The organism is Achromobacter sp. Bel, assembly GCF_012928505.1.
Lineage (GTDB): Bacteria > Pseudomonadota > Gammaproteobacteria > Burkholderiales > Burkholderiaceae_B > Achromobacter.
In genome coordinates, this window is the sequence record NZ_JABBJN010000091.1 from 1 (window position 1) to 14,320 (window position 14,320).

The window sequence follows — 14,320 nt, forward strand, 5'->3', positions numbered from 1 at the left end:
GCGGTTGCGGCGTGCTGACCTCGCCCGCAATGGGGCAGGCCGTGGCGGCGCTGGCGCAGCGCCAGGCGCTGCCCGATGCGCTGCTCGCCCGCGGCTTGACGCGCGAGGCGCTGTCGCCCGACCGCGCCTCGCTCCAATCCGCCTGAATCCGGCATAGACAAATAAGCACACCACAAACGGGGAAACGGAAGCCATGATCCACCATAAGCTCTCCAAACGCGATTTCCTGAAACTGTCGGCCACCGCCAGCACGCTGATGGTTGCGCCCACCTGGGCGCAATCGGCGCCGACGCCGCCCGCCGCCCCGCGCGGCCAAGTGGTCGCCGGCATTTCACAGGAGCCCACGGTATTCAATCCGCTGATGCCGGGCAGCGAGGTCGACCAGGGCGTCTGGTGGCAGCTGTTCAGCACCTTGTGGTTCATCGACGCGCAAGGCAATACCGTGCCGGATCTGGCGCGCGAGGTGCCGTCGGTCGCCAACGGCGGGCTGTCGGCGGACGGCCTGGTCTGGAAAGTGAAGCTCAAGACGGGCGCCACCTGGCACGACGGCAAGCCGTTCACCGCGCGCGACGTGAAGTACACGCTGGAACTGATCAATAACCCGGCGTTCCGCGCCCGCAACCGTGTCGGCCACTCCCTGTTGCGCGATATCACCGTGGTCGCGGACGACGAGATCCACTGGCGCATGGAAAGCAGCTTCACGCCTTACATGTCGGTGTTGTCCCAGACGTTTATGGTGCCCGAGCACATCCTGGGCGCGGCCGCCGACCCGAATACCGCGCCCTACAACCAGGCGCCCGTCGGCACCGGCCCCTTCCGTTGGGGCGCGCGCCGCGCCGGCGACCATATCCAGCTGGAACGCAATCCGGCCTACCACGGCCAGGGCCCCTACCTGCTGCGCGTGATCTTCAAGTACATCCCTGACCAGACGATGCTGTATACACAGTTCCGCAGCGGCCAGATCGACTATCTTGGGCTGTCGGGCATCCAGCCCAGCTTCGAGCAAGAGGCGGCCAAACTGCGCGGCGCGCGCATCATGCCGGTGCCTACCCCCTTCATCGAACACGTCGCGCTGAACCTGGGCTTCGCCCCGTTCGCGGACAAGTCGGTGCGCGAAGCCCTCTACCTCGGCATGAACAAGGAAGCGCGCATCAAGGCCATCTATCAGGGCCGGCCACTGCCGACGGAATCCTATGTGCCCAAGGGCCATTGGGCATATGACGACGCATTGCCCGGGCACCGCTATGACCCGAAGGCCGCGCGCGCCTTGCTTGATGCGGCCGGCTGGGTGCCGGGCAGCGACGGCATCCGCGTCAAGAACGGCCAGCGCCTGGCGTTCTCCAATTCCACGACGGCAGGCGCCCAGGCGCGCGAGCAGTCGCAGCAGCTACTGATGCAGGACTGGCGGCAGATCGGCGTGGAAATGACCATCGAGAACATGCCCGCGGCGGTCATCTGGGGCAATTTCTGGCAGAAGTCGCAATACCAGTCGGTGATGGTGGCGTCCAACTTCCTCCAGGGCAGCGACCCCGACGTGACCGCGCGTTTCTCCAGCGCGTCGATTCCCGCCAAGGGCGGCAGCGGCCTGAACACCTACCAGTACCAGAACCCGGAAATGGACCAGTTGCTGCAGCAAGGCACGCGGGAATTCGACCTGGATGCGCGCAAGCGCATCTACCATCGGATCCAGGAGATCGTCAGGCGCGACCTGGTGCTGCTGCCCGTTTCCCAGACCGTCATCATCGAAGCCGTCAAGGACAAGCTCGTCGGTTACGAGAACAACATCAACAGCTCATCCAACTGCTGGAACATGCGCAGCTGGTATTGGGCAAGCTGACGGTCCGGAGCCTTTAAATGACCCAGTACCTGCTCAAGCGCGGCGGCCAGTCCCTGGTGCTGCTGCTGTTGGTGTCGCTGATCGGCTTCGGCATCCTCTACCTGTCGCCGGGCGGCCCGCTGTCCCAGCTGGCGCAATCGTCGAACATGACGCAAGAGGATATCGACCGCCTGACCCGCAGCATGGGGCTGGACCGCCCCTTTCTCATCCAGTACGGGGACTGGCTGCTGCGCATGGTGCGCGGCGACTGGGGCGCGTCGTACCGCGACGGCATCGGCGTGCTGGCCACCATCGGCTCGCATATCGGGGCGACCTTGTCGCTGATGGCGGTATCCACCGTCATCGCCGCCCTGTTGGGCGGCATGATCGGCATCTGGGGCGCGATCCGCCGGCATTCATTGATGGATGCGCTGTCGTCGGTGGGCGCGATGATCGCGCTGTCCATCCCGACATTCTGGTTTGGCCTCATGGCGATCTACCTGTTCTCGATCAAGCTGGGCTGGCTGCCGGCGGGCAACCAGCAGACGTTCGGCGACGGTTCGTTCCTGGACCTGGCGCACCACATGGTCGCGCCGGTCATGGTGCTGGCGCTGGTGGAAACCGCGGTGTGGGCGCGCTTCATGCGGTCGTCCATGATCGAGACGCTGGAGCAGGATTACATCCGCACCGCGCGCGCCAAGGGCGCGGGCGGCCGCGCCATCATCCTGTCGCACGCGTTGCGCAATGCGCTGCTGCCCATGATCACCCTTGTCGGCCTGCAATTCCCGACCTTGCTGGGCGGCGCGCTGATCACCGAAACGGTCTTCAGCTGGCCCGGCATGGGCCGGCTGTTCTTCGATTCGCTGGAATACCGCGACTACCCCGTGGTCATGGGAATCCTGATGCTGTCCGCCATCATGGTGATGCTGGGCTCCCTGCTGGCCGATGTGCTGTACGCCATCGCCGATCCTCGTATCCGGATGGACTGAGCATGATGAAAGCCCCTGGAATTCCCGAAACGGCCGCGGCGGGCATGCCGTACTGTCCGCCTGGCGCGCTGCGTGCCGCCTGGCGCCGCCTGGCCCGCCACAAGCTGGCGGCGGCCGGCGCCGCCACCCTTGTCCTGATGGTGCTGCTGTGCTTTGCCGGGCCGCTGGTCCTGCGGCTGGACGCCAGCTATATCGACGTGCTGAACCGCTTTGCCCCCCCGCTCACCAGCGGCCACCTGTTGGGCACGGACGAGCTGGGGCGCGACGTGCTGGCCCGCCTGATGGCCGGCGGGCGGATCTCGCTTGTGATCGGATTCGCGGCCATGCTGATTTCGGTGGTGTTCGGCACCATTGTGGGCATGGTGGCCGGCTATCGGCGCGGCGTCGTGGGCGCCGTGCTGATGCGCTTCGTCGACGCCATGCTGGCGTTCCCGACGATCTTCCTGATCCTGGCCCTGGCCATGCTGGTCAAGCCGGGCATCGTCTCAACGACCATCCTGATCTCGGCCACCTGCTGGATGGAAGTCGCGCGCCTGGTCGAAGGCCAGTACCGGTCGCTGCGCAACACGGAGTACGTCGCCGCGGCCCGGACCGCGGGCGCTTCGGGCCTGCGCATCATGGTCGTCGAGCTGCTGCCCAATGCCATGGGCCCGATCATCATCGTCGCCACGCTGAACGTGGCGCGCGCCATCCTGCTTGAATCCTATGTCAGCTATCTGGGCTACGGCATCCAGCCGCCGGTGGCGAGCCTGGGAAACATGCTGAACAACGCGCAGATCTACCTGACATCCGCGCCCTGGCTGGCGATCGTGCCCGGCGTGGCGATCGCATTGGCCGTGACCAGCGTGAATTTCATCGGCGAAGGGCTGCGCAATATACTCGAGCCGCGCAGCCGTTGACGATTCCCGCGGGCGCCCCTGCCGGTCCCCCCTGATCCGAGCCGAGCCTAACCCCCAAGCCCTGGAGAATGGGATGCACCGACGCCTGCCCTCGCTGAACGCGCTACGCTGCTTCGAAGTCGTGGCGGCCCATACCAGCGTCAAGAAGGCCGCCCAGATCCTGAACGTCAGCGAAAGCGCGGTCAGCCGCCAGGTGCGCATCCTGGAAGAGCAGTTGGGGCAAACGCTGTTCCTGCGCACCCACAGCGGCCTGGAGATTACCGAGGCCGGGCGCAAGCTGGCCACGACGGTAAAGGAAGCGTTCGACCATATCGCCAATGCCATCGACCCCACGCATACCGACCAGGACATCGTCACGCTGCGCGTGATCCCCACCTTTGCGCTGCGCTGGCTTTTCCCCCGTCTGCGGCGCTTCCACGAGCAGTACCCGATGATCAAGGTCGTGGTCCGCACGCGCCTGAACGACATGACGGCCGACGAGACGGATTCCGACCTGGGCATCCGTTACGCGCTGGGCAATTTTTCGCACGAAGACGCCACCGAACTCTACGCCGAATGGATCGTGCCGGTGTGCGCGCCCGGCCATATCGATGCGGCGGATCCCGAGCGCGGCTTGCGCGAGTCGACCCTGCTGCATCCCTTGCCGGACCACCAGGACTGGATCACGTGGTCCGAAAAGACCGGTATCGAACTGTTCACGCGGGGCGGCCTGGATTTCGACGCGCTGGACATGGCGCTGAGCGCCGCCGAAGCCGGCCTGGGTGTGGCGATCGCGGACGTCGTACTGGCCGATCAAGCCATCCAGGACGGCAGGGTCGTCGTACCGCTGCGCCGCGCGGTGCCCACCGGCGTGTCGTATTACCTGGTGCGCCGGCCGGCGCTGCGCCATCGCACGCAGGTCAAGCTGGTAGAAGACTGGATCGTCAGCGAGCTGGTGGAATCCAAAGCCATCATCGCGTCCTACGCCTAGGCCTGGCGCCAAACAGGGCCCGACCCCGCATTCCTTTCCCCGGCCGGGTTCCGGCAGACCTATACTTTCCTGACCATCGGGTGCGCTGCGACGCGCCATCGGACCCGATGTCCTCCGCGCCGCGCGTCGGATGTTCCATCACGCAAGCCGCCCCTGGCGCGCTGCGTCGGGAGAACGCCATGACCCGTAAATACATCGACTGCCGCGAGTACCCGAGCGAGATGAACTGCTCGGTGGCGCTGGCGGCGGATTCCGACGATGAACTGCTGGAAGCCGCCGTGCAGCACGCCACCACGGTGCACAAGCATGCGGACTCGCCGGAACTGCGCACGCAGCTCAAAGGCATGTTCCGTGACGGCACGCCGCCGGCGCAAGCGCCGCAGCGGGCGTGACAGCGCAGGCATGACGACACAGGCGTGCGCCCGCCCTTCGCGCCACTGCGGCTACCAGGCCAGCGTCTGCGCGAACGACGCCACGCCCGTGTCGGCGCCGCCGGCCGGCAACGGCGCGCGCAGGATGGCGCGCCGATCACCGCGGTCCACCACCCAGAACACCATTCGGACGGGCGGCGCGGGGGCCGGACCGTCCAGATTGACCGTGCGGCCGTCATCGGGTTTCGCCTCGACCCGGAACAGCCACTTGCGGCCGCGCAGCTCGCCGCGCATGCCTGCCTGCGCATGCGGCGAAAACGCCGACGTGTCCACGTCCAGGATACGCAGCCCGAGCTTGTCTTCGATGAATGAACGCATGGAGGCCTCCAGCGTCTCGTCGGGCACTGCCGCATTCTGGTCCACCGCCAGGCCCAATTGCTCGCCGGTCTTCAGATTGCGGTAATAGAAGCGGTTCGGATCGATGGGTTCCAGGCGGAAATCGCCCTGCCGCAGCGGCAGCACCATGCCGGTATCGGCATTGCGCAGCACCGCGCCGTCCGCCGGCATCGACCACGCCGGCCCCAGGCTGCCCACCCAATCGATGAATAGCCGGCTCAACGCCACGGCATCCTGCGTGCGGCCCTGGCGGTACGCGACGTCGGCGGCGGTGTCGAGCGCCGTCTGATACAACGATTCGTCGTGATACGCCTTGCCGGCATGCGCCCAGGCGGCCAGCGCCACATCCAGGTCGCGGCGCGCCGTCGCCATGTCATCGCGCCCATAGGCCGCGCGGCCCGTCACGGTATTGAGGCGGGCGATCTCCAGCGGAAACGCCGCATCCGGCAGCGCGTCCTGCGCCAGCTTCGCCGCTTGCGGCCAGTCGCGCGCCATCGACCAATAGGATTCGATCTCGCGGCTTTGCTCGGCCATGGTCTTGCCGCGGAACAGGCGTACGTCGCGATCCCACGTCATGGCGTCGAAGAGCTCGCCCAAGCGCGCGACGGCATCCGCCTGCTTATCCTTGGCGAACGACGCCCGCACCTCCACTTGCCAGTCGCCGCGCACCGCGATCCACTGCGCTTCGACGCCCACCCCGCGCGGGTACTCGGCTTGCTGCGCACGCTTGGCGACGACGGCATCCTTGAAAGGCAGGTCCGGTAACGCGGGCGCGACATCCGGCGCGGGCGTCTGATCGCCCTCCGGCGCCTCCATCCGCTTCGCCAGGGCCTCGCGCCGCGCCTGCCCGTCTTTCGCGCGCAGGTCTTCGCGATAGGCGATCCACACGCGAGCGGTCACCGCGCGGCCGTCGTCCAGCGTCTGCACGTAATCCAGCTGCGCGCGGTCCGCCCGCTGATCCGCCGGTTTGAAACTGACCAACGCCCAACGGCCGGTGGTCAGGGGAAACGTCATGCCGGCCAGCGCATAGTTCAGCCGCGGCGTGGCCGCGTCGCGCACCCACTGCCCGGGATAGGCGTTGCCTTGCGCATAGACTTTTTCCTGCAAACGCGCCACGTCGGCGGCTTCGCCGGCGGCCGCGCCCTCGCGGATCGCCATCACCCGCAGCTGCGAAATCGCGTCCTCGCCGACGTCGCGCTGGTCGAAGATCGCGATCTGCGCTTCGGCGGCGCGGCGCGCATCGGCATAGCGCTGCTGCCGGTGCAGCAGGCCGACCACCGTCGCGATGGCATCGAATTCTTCATAGCTGTTTTCGCTCGCCCGTGCCGCCTCCAGCGCCTTGGCGGCGGCAGCGTCCGCGGCGGGCCAGTCCTTTTCCGCCATCAGGCGATGCGCTTCCTGCATGTGATGCAAGAAGGGCGAGGGAGAATCCGGGGGGAGTTGAACCGTGGCGGGTGCGACGGCGGCTGGACTGGTTGCGGCGCCCATCGCGGGCCATGAGACGGCCATCGCGGACAACAGCGAAACGGCCAGCAAGGTGCGGGTCATTGGCTTCATGGCGCCAGTATACGGGTCCGGATCGCCGCCCTGCAGGTCACTCCAGCGGGATGTCTTCCGGCCGTACCGCCCGCCCCAGCAACCACCCCTGGCCGACGGTCGCCGGCTGGCGGGCCGACAGGTACCGCGCTTGCGCTTCGGTTTCGATGCCTTCGACGATCAGCCCCACGCCGAGCGCGCGCGAGATGTCGATGACATGGTCGATGATGAGCGTGCCGGCCGGTTCCGCGCCGATGGCCTGCGTGAAACGGCGGTCCAGCTTGATGGCATCGGCCTGCATTTCAGCCAGGTAGTTCAGGTTGGAATTGCCGGTGCCGAAGTCATCGATCAGTATCCGGAACCCCTGACGCTGCAAGGTCCGGATGATGCCCCGCACGTGGCCATCCGACAGCGGCGAGCCTTCGGTGATCTCCAGCGCCACGCGCGGCGGCGCGATGCCTTGTTCGTTCACCGTGCGCAACAGGAAGTCGGGATAGGCGTCGTCCTGCAGGTCTTCTGCCGACACGTTGATGCTGACGTAGAAGCCGGTGGCGTCCCGCAGACGGCCGGCAAGGTCGTGCAACGCCTGCTGCGTCACCACGCGGGACAACTCGCGGCCCAGGCCCATCTCTTCGGCCAGCGGCACGAACAGCGCCGGTGGCACCGCCGACCCGTCGCGCGCGCGCCAACGCGCCAACGCCTCGACGCCGACCAAGCGGCGCGTCGACAGCTCGCGCAGCGGCTGATAGCGGACCTGCACGCCGCCTCGGCGGATCGCTTTGCGCAACGCGGCGCGCTCGCTCCTGGATTGCTGGCGCCACAACACGCACAGCCCCGCCAGCAAGCCCCCCGCGAGCGCGCCCGTGCACGCCAGGATCAGCGCGGGCAGCGTGAACCAGGCGTGCGAACTGACGCGCGACACCGCGCAGGCGTCGAACGTCGCCGGCAGGGCGCATTCCGCAATCAGGCGCTCGGCCCGCAAGCTGTGTTCGGAAGGGCTGTCGCCACGATAGAGCGCCAGGCCGTCAGTCCGGCCGAATCGGCGGAAAACGTGCGCGCCGTCGCGGGTCATCACCAGGGAATCGATCCCCGAACCGGGTTCCGGAAACCCGTCGAAGGCGCCCGGCGCCGTGAATACGACCACGTCGTTGCGCGCCGCCATGTCGCCGATGATCCGCCGATCGATGATATTGGCGGCCCCGACCCACAACGAGACGCCGTTGCGTGTCGTGAATGCGACGGGCGGCAAAGGGTGGGGAGCGGCCAGCACGCCCCAGGCGGCGGAACACACCAGCTTGCCGTCGCGCAGGCGGCCGATGTCACGCAGGAACGTGGCGTTGAACAGCAGCACCCGCAGTGTAGCGACGTCGGAGTCCGAGCACAGATCGGTGCTGTGCGTGGCCGCCTGGATCAGGCGCAGGCCTTCCTGGGCCACGCGCACGGCGTGCGCCAGTAGACGCGTATTGTGCCGGGCCAGCCTGTCGTCAACCTGGTTGACTTCAATCAGGCGTCCGGCTGCCAGTCCCGCCAGGAAACCCAGCGTCGACATCGACAGGACTACAGCCGCAATTCGGAAACGTGACATCAAGGAAGGACGCTGGCACCGCGCGGATCAAGAGGAAGAACAGCGCGTAAGGCAATGTAACCGCAACCCGGCGTTCCCCCAAAAGAAAAAACGCCCATCCTCGGGATCGGGCGTCTTTTTTTGGTGAATACCGCCCGAGCCTACCCCTGCGCCAGGGCGGGTTGGCCGCTGCGGGCCTTGCGCACCACGTTGAACAGGTTCTTGGGGTCTTGCAATTGCGGCGCCACTTCAATGCGGGTGCCGATGCCAAGCCGGGCCGCGCTGTCGCGCAACCAACGCAGGGCCGAGAAATCTTCCAGCGCGAACCCGACCGAATCGAAAATGGTCACGGCGGCAGCGCTTTGGCGGCCGCCGCGCTGACCGGTCAGGACACGCCACAGTTCCGTCACCGCAAAATCGGCCGGCATCTGCTGCAGATCGCCCTCGATCCGCGTCTGCGGTTCGTATTCGACGAAGACCGGCCCCATGCGCAAGACGTCGGCATGCAGTTCCGTCTTGCCCGGGCAGTCGCCGCCCAGAGCATTGATGTGCATGCCCGGTTCGACCATGTCGGCGGTCAGGATGGTGGCGTAGGCCTTGTCGGCCGTCACCGTGGTGACGATGTCCACGCCCTTGACGGCCTGGGCGGTGCCGTCGAAACGCACGATGCGCAGGGAAGGCGCGACGGCGGCCAGGTTGCCTTCCAGCTTGCGCGTGGCCGCCGGGTCCACGTCATAGACGTGCAGCGTGTCGATACCAAGAATGTAATGGAAGGCCAGCGCCTGGAATTCAGCTTGCGCGCCATTGCCGATCAGGGCCATCGAGCGGGAATCCGGCCGGGCCAGGGCGCGGGCGGCCAAGGCGGAGGTCACGGCGGTGCGCAGGGCGGTGGTCAGGGTCAGCTCGCTGATCAGCAGCGGTTCGCCCGTGCTGACTTGCGCCAGGGCGCCGAAGGCCATCACGGTGGACAGCCCGGCCAACGGGTTGTCGGGGTGGCCGTTCACGAATTTGAAGCTGTAGAGCTCGTTGTCGGCGGTAGGCATCAGTTCGATGACGCCGGTGGCGGAATGGCTGGCCACGCGTGCGCACTTGTCGAATTCCTGCCATCGCAGGAAGTCGGCCAGCACGTAGTCCAGCAGGTCGGTAAAGACCTTGCGCGGGCCCTGCAAGGCCACGATATTGGCTACGTCCGAAGTCGTCAGCAGTGTCGTCAAGATTTTCTCCCCGAGTTATGGAACAGAAATTCTGGCGGACGGCCAAGCCAATTCATAGTGACAACATTCAATACGAAACGCTAAGATTCTGGCATTAAGACAGCCATAATTAGCACTTTTCACAATGGATACGCTAGACCAGAATCTGCTGGGCCTGTTGCGCGCCAATGCCCGTTTGTCCGTCGCCACGCTGGCGAAGAAGCTGGATGTCTCGCGCGGCACCATCGACAACCGCATCCGCAAGCTGGAAGAGCGGGGCATCATCGTCGGCTACACCGTGCGGCTGCGCCCCGAGGTCGAAACCAAAGACATCGTGGCCTGGATGAGCATCGCCGTCGAAGGGCACGAAACCCGCAAGATCGTGAACCTGTTGATGGGCGAACCCAGCGTGGCCGGCCTGCACGACACCAACGGCCGCTGGGACCTGCTGGCCGAATTGCGCGTGCCCACCATCGAACAGCTGTCCGAAGTGCTGGACCGCCTGCGCACGCTCAAGGGCATATCGGCCACCGAGACCAGCATCCACTTGAAGACGTTCAAAGCGTTCTGAGGCGCCTCCCGGCGTCAGGGATATCGGGTAAACCCTATATATAAGTTTGCATGCCGTCCATCAGCTGACGTTATGCCCGGGGCGCGCACGCCGCGCCCCCATTTCGTAAATCGTCAATCCAATCAGCGCCTTAGCGGCAACCGCCGTGCGCACTGCCCGGTGCCGCGCCGGCGTCCGCTGCGCTATCGGATTCCGGCGCGCGCATGCATGCTTGCACGCTGAAATTTCCTGGAGATTGACACCATGAGCCACGCCACCCCCGCCCGCAAAATGGGCTTGGCGGTCGCCCAGATGGGCGCCGTGAACCTGGCCGATAGCCGCGCCGCCGTCGTCCGCCGACTGGTCGAAATGATGCGCGAGGCGGCCGCCCGCCAAGCGGAATTCGTCGTATTCCCGGAGCTGGCGCTGACGACGTTCTTCCCGCGCTATTGGATGGAAGACGCCGAGGCCGTGGACCGCTTCTTCGAAAAGACGATGCCCAACGCCGACGTGCAGCCGCTGTTCGACACGGCGCGCGAACTCGGCATCGGCTTCTACCTGGGCTATGCGGAACTGACGCCCGAAGGCCGCCAGTTCAATACCGCCATCCTCGTGGACCGCGGCGGCAAGATCATCGGCAAGTACCGCAAGATCCACCTGCCAGGCCATTCGGACCACAAGGTCGACGCGCCCTTCCAGCACCTGGAGAAGAAGTTCTTCGAAGTGGGCGACCTGGGCTTCGGCGTCTGGGACACCAACGACGTCAAGATCGGCATGTGCCTGTGCAATGACCGGCGCTGGCCCGAAACGTACCGTGTGATGTCGTTGCAAAGCGCGGAACTGATCGTGCTGGGCTACAACACGCCGTCGCTGAACATCCACTGGAACGAGCCGGCGCACCTGCGCACCACCACGCACGAGATCGTCCTGCAGGCCAGCGCCTACCAGAACGCGGTATGGGTCGGCGCCGCCGCCAAATGCGGCCACGAAGACGGCCACCACATGATCGGCAGTTCGATGATCGTGGCGCCTTCCGGCGAGATCGTGGCACGTTCAAGTGGCGAAGACGACGAAGTGATCACGGCGAAGATCGACCTGGGAATGGGCCAGTTGTTCCGCGACCACGTCTTCAATTTCGCCAAGCACCGCAGCCCGCAGCACTACAAGCTGATCACCGAGCGCACGGGCGCAGGCGACCCGCTGCCGGTCGCGCCGATCGAATAGGCGCGGTGCTAGACTGCCTGCGGCCCTACGATTGATTGAACCCTTTCAGGCAGTGATCCCATGCGCTTCATCGACACGGAACAGACCCGGGACGCCCTGTCCTTCGACGCCGTCATCCCCGCCCTGCGCGACGCCTTCCGCGAGGGCGCCACGGTGCCGGGGCGGCACGTCCACGCCATCCAGTGCGGTACCGCCCACGGTACGTCGCTGATCATGCCGGCCTGGAGCGACCGCGGCTATTTCGGCGTGAAGATCATCAATATCTTCCCCGAGAACACCCACCTGGGCCTGCCGGGCCTGCCGGGCCTGCATGCTACCTACAACCTGTACAGCGCCAAGACCGGCGTGCCGATCGCGCAGGTGGACGGCGACATCGTCACCGTCTACCGCACGGCCGGCGCCGCGGCGCTGGGCGCGGACTACCTGGCCCGCCAGGACGCCAGCACGCTCTTGATCGTGGGCTCGGGCCGCATCGCCGGCCTGGTCGCGCAGGCCATGCGCACCGTGCGCCCGATCCAGCGCGTGCTAGTGTGGAACGTGCGGGCGGCAGGCGCCGAATCGCTGGCGGAGACCCTGCGCGAACAAGGCTTCGACGCCGAGGCCACGACCGACCTGGAAGCGGCCGCGCGCCAGGCGGACATCATCAGCTGCGCCACCTTGTCCACCGTGCCGCTGATCCAGGGCGCCTGGCTGCGTCCCGGCACCCACCTGGACCTGATCGGCAGTTTCAAACCTGAAATGCGCGAGACGGATGCCGCCTGCTTCGACGGCACGACGGTCTATGTGGACACGGACGAAGCGCCCACCAAGTCCGGCGACCTGCTCGCCGCGTTCGAGGCTGGCGTGCTGACGCGCGAGGCCATCCAGGGCGACCTGCACCAGCTGACGACGGGCCAACGCCCGGGCCGGCGCAACGCGCAGGAGATCACCGTGTTCAAGGCAGTCGGCAGCGCGCTGGAAGACCTGACGCTGGCCACGCTGGTGTATGAATCAGTGAACGGCTGACGCCCGGAGATTACGCATGCGATGGGCTCCCGGGTTGCGTCAACCGCCGGCCAATCCCGCCGGCAGATGTTCGCGCATGATCTCGATGAACCGGCGCAGCCGCGCCGGCTGGAAACGCGACGGCGCATAGACCAGAGATACCGGCAGCGGATCCGCCTGCCACTGCGGCGCCAGATGCACCAGCCGGCCCGCGGCCAGGTCTTCCTGCATGGCCCACTCCGACCCCAGCGCCACGCCCAGCCCCAGCACCGCGGCCTTGCGCAGCGCGTGCAGGCCGTCGGTGGACAGGCGGGGCTGGATGCCGAAACGCTCGGACTCGCCCGATCCGCAATGCGTCAGGCTGACTTCGGTGCGGTAGAAGGTGCGCAGCGCCAGCCAGGGCAGGCGCGCCAGTTCGGCGGGCTGCTGCGGCACCGGCGCGCCTTGCAGCAAGTCAGGCGAGGCGATCACGATGCGCGGGACGTGGCCCAGCTTCACGGCGATTACCGACGGATCCGTCACCGCGCCCACGCGGATCGCGCAATCGACGTTCTCGGCGATCAGGTCGGGCATGCGGTCATGCAGCAGCCATTCCACCCGCATGTTCGGATACTGCTGCAGGTACTTTGCCAGCGGCTCGACGAACTGGTCCTGCCCGAACGCATGCGGCGCCACCACGCGCAACGTGCCGATGGGCTCGTCGCCCGCGCCGCGCACCTCGCTTTCGAACGATTGCCAGGTGGCGATCAGTTCCTTTGCGCGTTCATAGCAGCGCTGGCCGTCTTCCGTGAGGCGTATCGCGTGGGTGGACCGTTGCAGCAGCCGCACCCCCATCGTGCGTTCCAGCAATTGCAAGCGCCGGCTGACGGTGGGCTGCGTGCCGCCCATCTGCGCGGCGGCGGCCGACAAGCTGCCGGCCTCGACGATGCGTACGAACGTTTCGATCAAAAGGAGGCGGTCCGTGCCGGCCGCGGCGTTCAGGGCGGGGGTGCTCATACGTCTATCGTATAACGGATGTACCTCGGGATCGGCTACCAAAACCACGGTGCGGCGCCCAGAATCTGCCCCGTACCTGATCCACCGGATAGCCATCATGTCATCTCGAACTTCCTCCACCCCCCTGTCGCGCGGCCTGGTCCTGCTGCTTGCCGTCGGCGCAGGCCTGTCGGTTGCGTCCCTGTATTACAGCCAGCCCATGCTGGGCGTGCTGGGCGCCGACATCCACGCCAGCGCCGAAACGCTGGGCTGGATCCCCACCCTGACGCAACTGGGCTATGCCTTCGGCATCCTGATGCTGGCGCCTTTGGGCGACCGCCACGACAGAAAACGCATCATCCTGATCAAGGCCGCCGTGCTGAGCCTGGCCCTGCTGTCGGCCGCCGCGTCACCCTCCATCGGCGTGCTGCTGGCGGCCAGCTTCGTGGTGGGCCTGTCGGCCACGCTGGCGCAAGACATCGTGCCGGCAGCCGCCCATCTGGCGCCTGCTGAAGCCCGCGGCAAGATCGTCGGCACGGTCATGACCGGCCTGCTGCTGGGCATCCTGCTGTCTCGCGTGGTCAGCGGTTTCGTGGCCGAACAGTTCGGCTGGCGCGCGATGTTCGTGGCGGCCGCCGTGACCATCGTGGCGCTGGGTATGGCACTCTCGCGGGGCCTGCCGCGTTTCGTGCCGTCGACCCAACTGGCTTACCGCGCCCTGCTGGGATCGCTGGCGACCTTATGGCGCCAGCATCCCGGGCTGCGCCGCGCCGCCTTGGCGCAAGGCCTGCTGTCCCTGGGCTTCAGCGCATTCTGGTCGACCCTGGCCGTGATGCTGCACGGCGCGCCCTTC

General features: G+C 66.6%; 13 protein-coding genes. 9 read left to right on the forward strand and 4 right to left on the reverse strand.

Features of this window, described 5'->3' with window-relative positions; translation table 11 throughout:
• Nucleotides 1-193: 193 nt before the first annotated feature.
• The 5 genes from HG262_RS29625 (at nt 194) to HG262_RS29645 (ending at nt 5,066) form a co-directional block, all read left to right on the forward strand.
• Nucleotides 194-1,837: a peptide ABC transporter substrate-binding protein gene (locus HG262_RS29625; RefSeq protein ID WP_169274400.1), complete on the forward strand. Its 1,644-nt coding sequence runs from the start codon at nt 194-196 to the stop codon at nt 1,835-1,837.
• Nucleotides 1,838-1,854: 17 nt separating this feature from the next.
• Nucleotides 1,855-2,805: an ABC transporter permease gene (locus HG262_RS29630; RefSeq protein WP_169274401.1), complete on the forward strand. Its 951-nt coding sequence runs from the start codon at nt 1,855-1,857 to the stop codon at nt 2,803-2,805.
• A gap of 2 nt (nt 2,806-2,807) precedes the next feature.
• Entirely contained in the window at nt 2,808-3,704 is an 897-nt protein-coding gene (locus tag HG262_RS29635) for an ABC transporter permease (RefSeq protein WP_211187836.1), read from the forward strand.
• Between the two features lie 73 nt (nt 3,705-3,777).
• Nucleotides 3,778-4,674 (forward strand): LysR substrate-binding domain-containing protein, encoded by an 897-nt coding sequence (locus tag HG262_RS29640; RefSeq protein WP_169274402.1) that lies wholly within the window; start codon nt 3,778-3,780, stop codon nt 4,672-4,674.
• 179 nt (nt 4,675-4,853) lie between these two features.
• Nucleotides 4,854-5,066: a DUF1059 domain-containing protein gene (locus tag HG262_RS29645; RefSeq protein ID WP_169274403.1), complete on the forward strand. Its 213-nt coding sequence runs from the start codon at nt 4,854-4,856 to the stop codon at nt 5,064-5,066.
• Nucleotides 5,067-5,117: 51 nt separating this feature from the next.
• On the opposite strand, the gene HG262_RS29650 is transcribed toward HG262_RS29645, so the two are convergent.
• From HG262_RS29650 to HG262_RS29660, 3 genes are all read right to left on the reverse strand, one after another.
• Nucleotides 5,118-6,998, reverse strand: coding sequence for a hypothetical protein (locus HG262_RS29650; protein ID WP_169274404.1), 1,881 nt, complete (start codon nt 6,996-6,998; stop codon nt 5,118-5,120).
• A 37-nt stretch (nt 6,999-7,035) separates the two neighbouring features.
• Complete coding sequence (locus HG262_RS29655) at nt 7,036-8,526, reverse strand: EAL domain-containing protein (protein WP_169274405.1); 1,491 nt, start codon at nt 8,524-8,526, stop codon at nt 7,036-7,038.
• Nucleotides 8,527-8,702: 176 nt separating this feature from the next.
• On the reverse strand, nt 8,703-9,755 hold the full coding sequence (locus HG262_RS29660; RefSeq protein ID WP_169274406.1) for an ornithine cyclodeaminase: 1,053 nt from the start codon (nt 9,753-9,755) through the stop codon (nt 8,703-8,705).
• Nucleotides 9,756-9,879: 124 nt separating this feature from the next.
• Between HG262_RS29660 and HG262_RS29665 the strand changes: the two genes are divergently transcribed.
• The 3 genes from HG262_RS29665 to HG262_RS29675 all read left to right on the forward strand — a co-directional run bounded on the left by HG262_RS29665 (nt 9,880) and on the right by HG262_RS29675 (nt 12,513).
• Nucleotides 9,880-10,305: an Lrp/AsnC family transcriptional regulator gene (locus HG262_RS29665; RefSeq protein ID WP_169274407.1), complete on the forward strand. Its 426-nt coding sequence runs from the start codon at nt 9,880-9,882 to the stop codon at nt 10,303-10,305.
• Nucleotides 10,306-10,575: 270 nt separating this feature from the next.
• Complete coding sequence (locus tag HG262_RS29670) at nt 10,576-11,508, forward strand: N-carbamoyl-D-amino-acid hydrolase (protein WP_211187837.1); 933 nt, start codon at nt 10,576-10,578, stop codon at nt 11,506-11,508.
• A gap of 60 nt (nt 11,509-11,568) precedes the next feature.
• Nucleotides 11,569-12,513: an ornithine cyclodeaminase family protein gene (locus HG262_RS29675; protein ID WP_169274409.1), complete on the forward strand. Its 945-nt coding sequence runs from the start codon at nt 11,569-11,571 to the stop codon at nt 12,511-12,513.
• Nucleotides 12,514-12,552: 39 nt separating this feature from the next.
• Here HG262_RS29675 and HG262_RS29680 read toward each other — a convergent pair whose 3' ends face one another.
• A complete protein-coding gene (locus HG262_RS29680) occupies nt 12,553-13,488 on the reverse strand; it encodes a LysR family transcriptional regulator (protein ID WP_169274410.1) in 936 nt (311 codons plus the stop codon).
• A 97-nt stretch (nt 13,489-13,585) separates the two neighbouring features.
• Here HG262_RS29680 and HG262_RS29685 point away from each other — a divergent pair.
• Nucleotides 13,586-14,320: MFS transporter (locus HG262_RS29685; protein ID WP_169274411.1), on the forward strand; the 735-nt coding region annotated here is incomplete at its 3' end.

Coding starts and splice junctions, on each gene's coding strand:
- HG262_RS29640 (WP_169274402.1), top strand. CDS start 3,778: ATGCACCGACGCCTGCCCTCGCTGAACGCGCTACGCTGCTTCGAAGTC.
- HG262_RS29675 (WP_169274409.1), top strand. CDS start 11,569: ATGCGCTTCATCGACACGGAACAGACCCGGGACGCCCTGTCCTTCGAC.
- HG262_RS29655 (WP_169274405.1), bottom strand. CDS start 8,526: ATGTCGACGCTGGGTTTCCTGGCGGGACTGGCAGCCGGACGCCTGATT.
- HG262_RS29635 (WP_211187836.1), top strand. CDS start 2,808: ATGATGAAAGCCCCTGGAATTCCCGAAACGGCCGCGGCGGGCATGCCG.
- HG262_RS29630 (WP_169274401.1), top strand. CDS start 1,855: ATGACCCAGTACCTGCTCAAGCGCGGCGGCCAGTCCCTGGTGCTGCTG.
- HG262_RS29650 (WP_169274404.1), bottom strand. CDS start 6,998: ATGAAGCCAATGACCCGCACCTTGCTGGCCGTTTCGCTGTTGTCCGCG.
- HG262_RS29670 (WP_211187837.1), top strand. CDS start 10,576: ATGGGCTTGGCGGTCGCCCAGATGGGCGCCGTGAACCTGGCCGATAGC.
- HG262_RS29625 (WP_169274400.1), top strand. CDS start 194: ATGATCCACCATAAGCTCTCCAAACGCGATTTCCTGAAACTGTCGGCC.
- HG262_RS29645 (WP_169274403.1), top strand. CDS start 4,854: ATGACCCGTAAATACATCGACTGCCGCGAGTACCCGAGCGAGATGAAC.
- HG262_RS29665 (WP_169274407.1), top strand. CDS start 9,880: ATGGATACGCTAGACCAGAATCTGCTGGGCCTGTTGCGCGCCAATGCC.
- HG262_RS29680 (WP_169274410.1), bottom strand. CDS start 13,488: ATGAGCACCCCCGCCCTGAACGCCGCGGCCGGCACGGACCGCCTCCTT.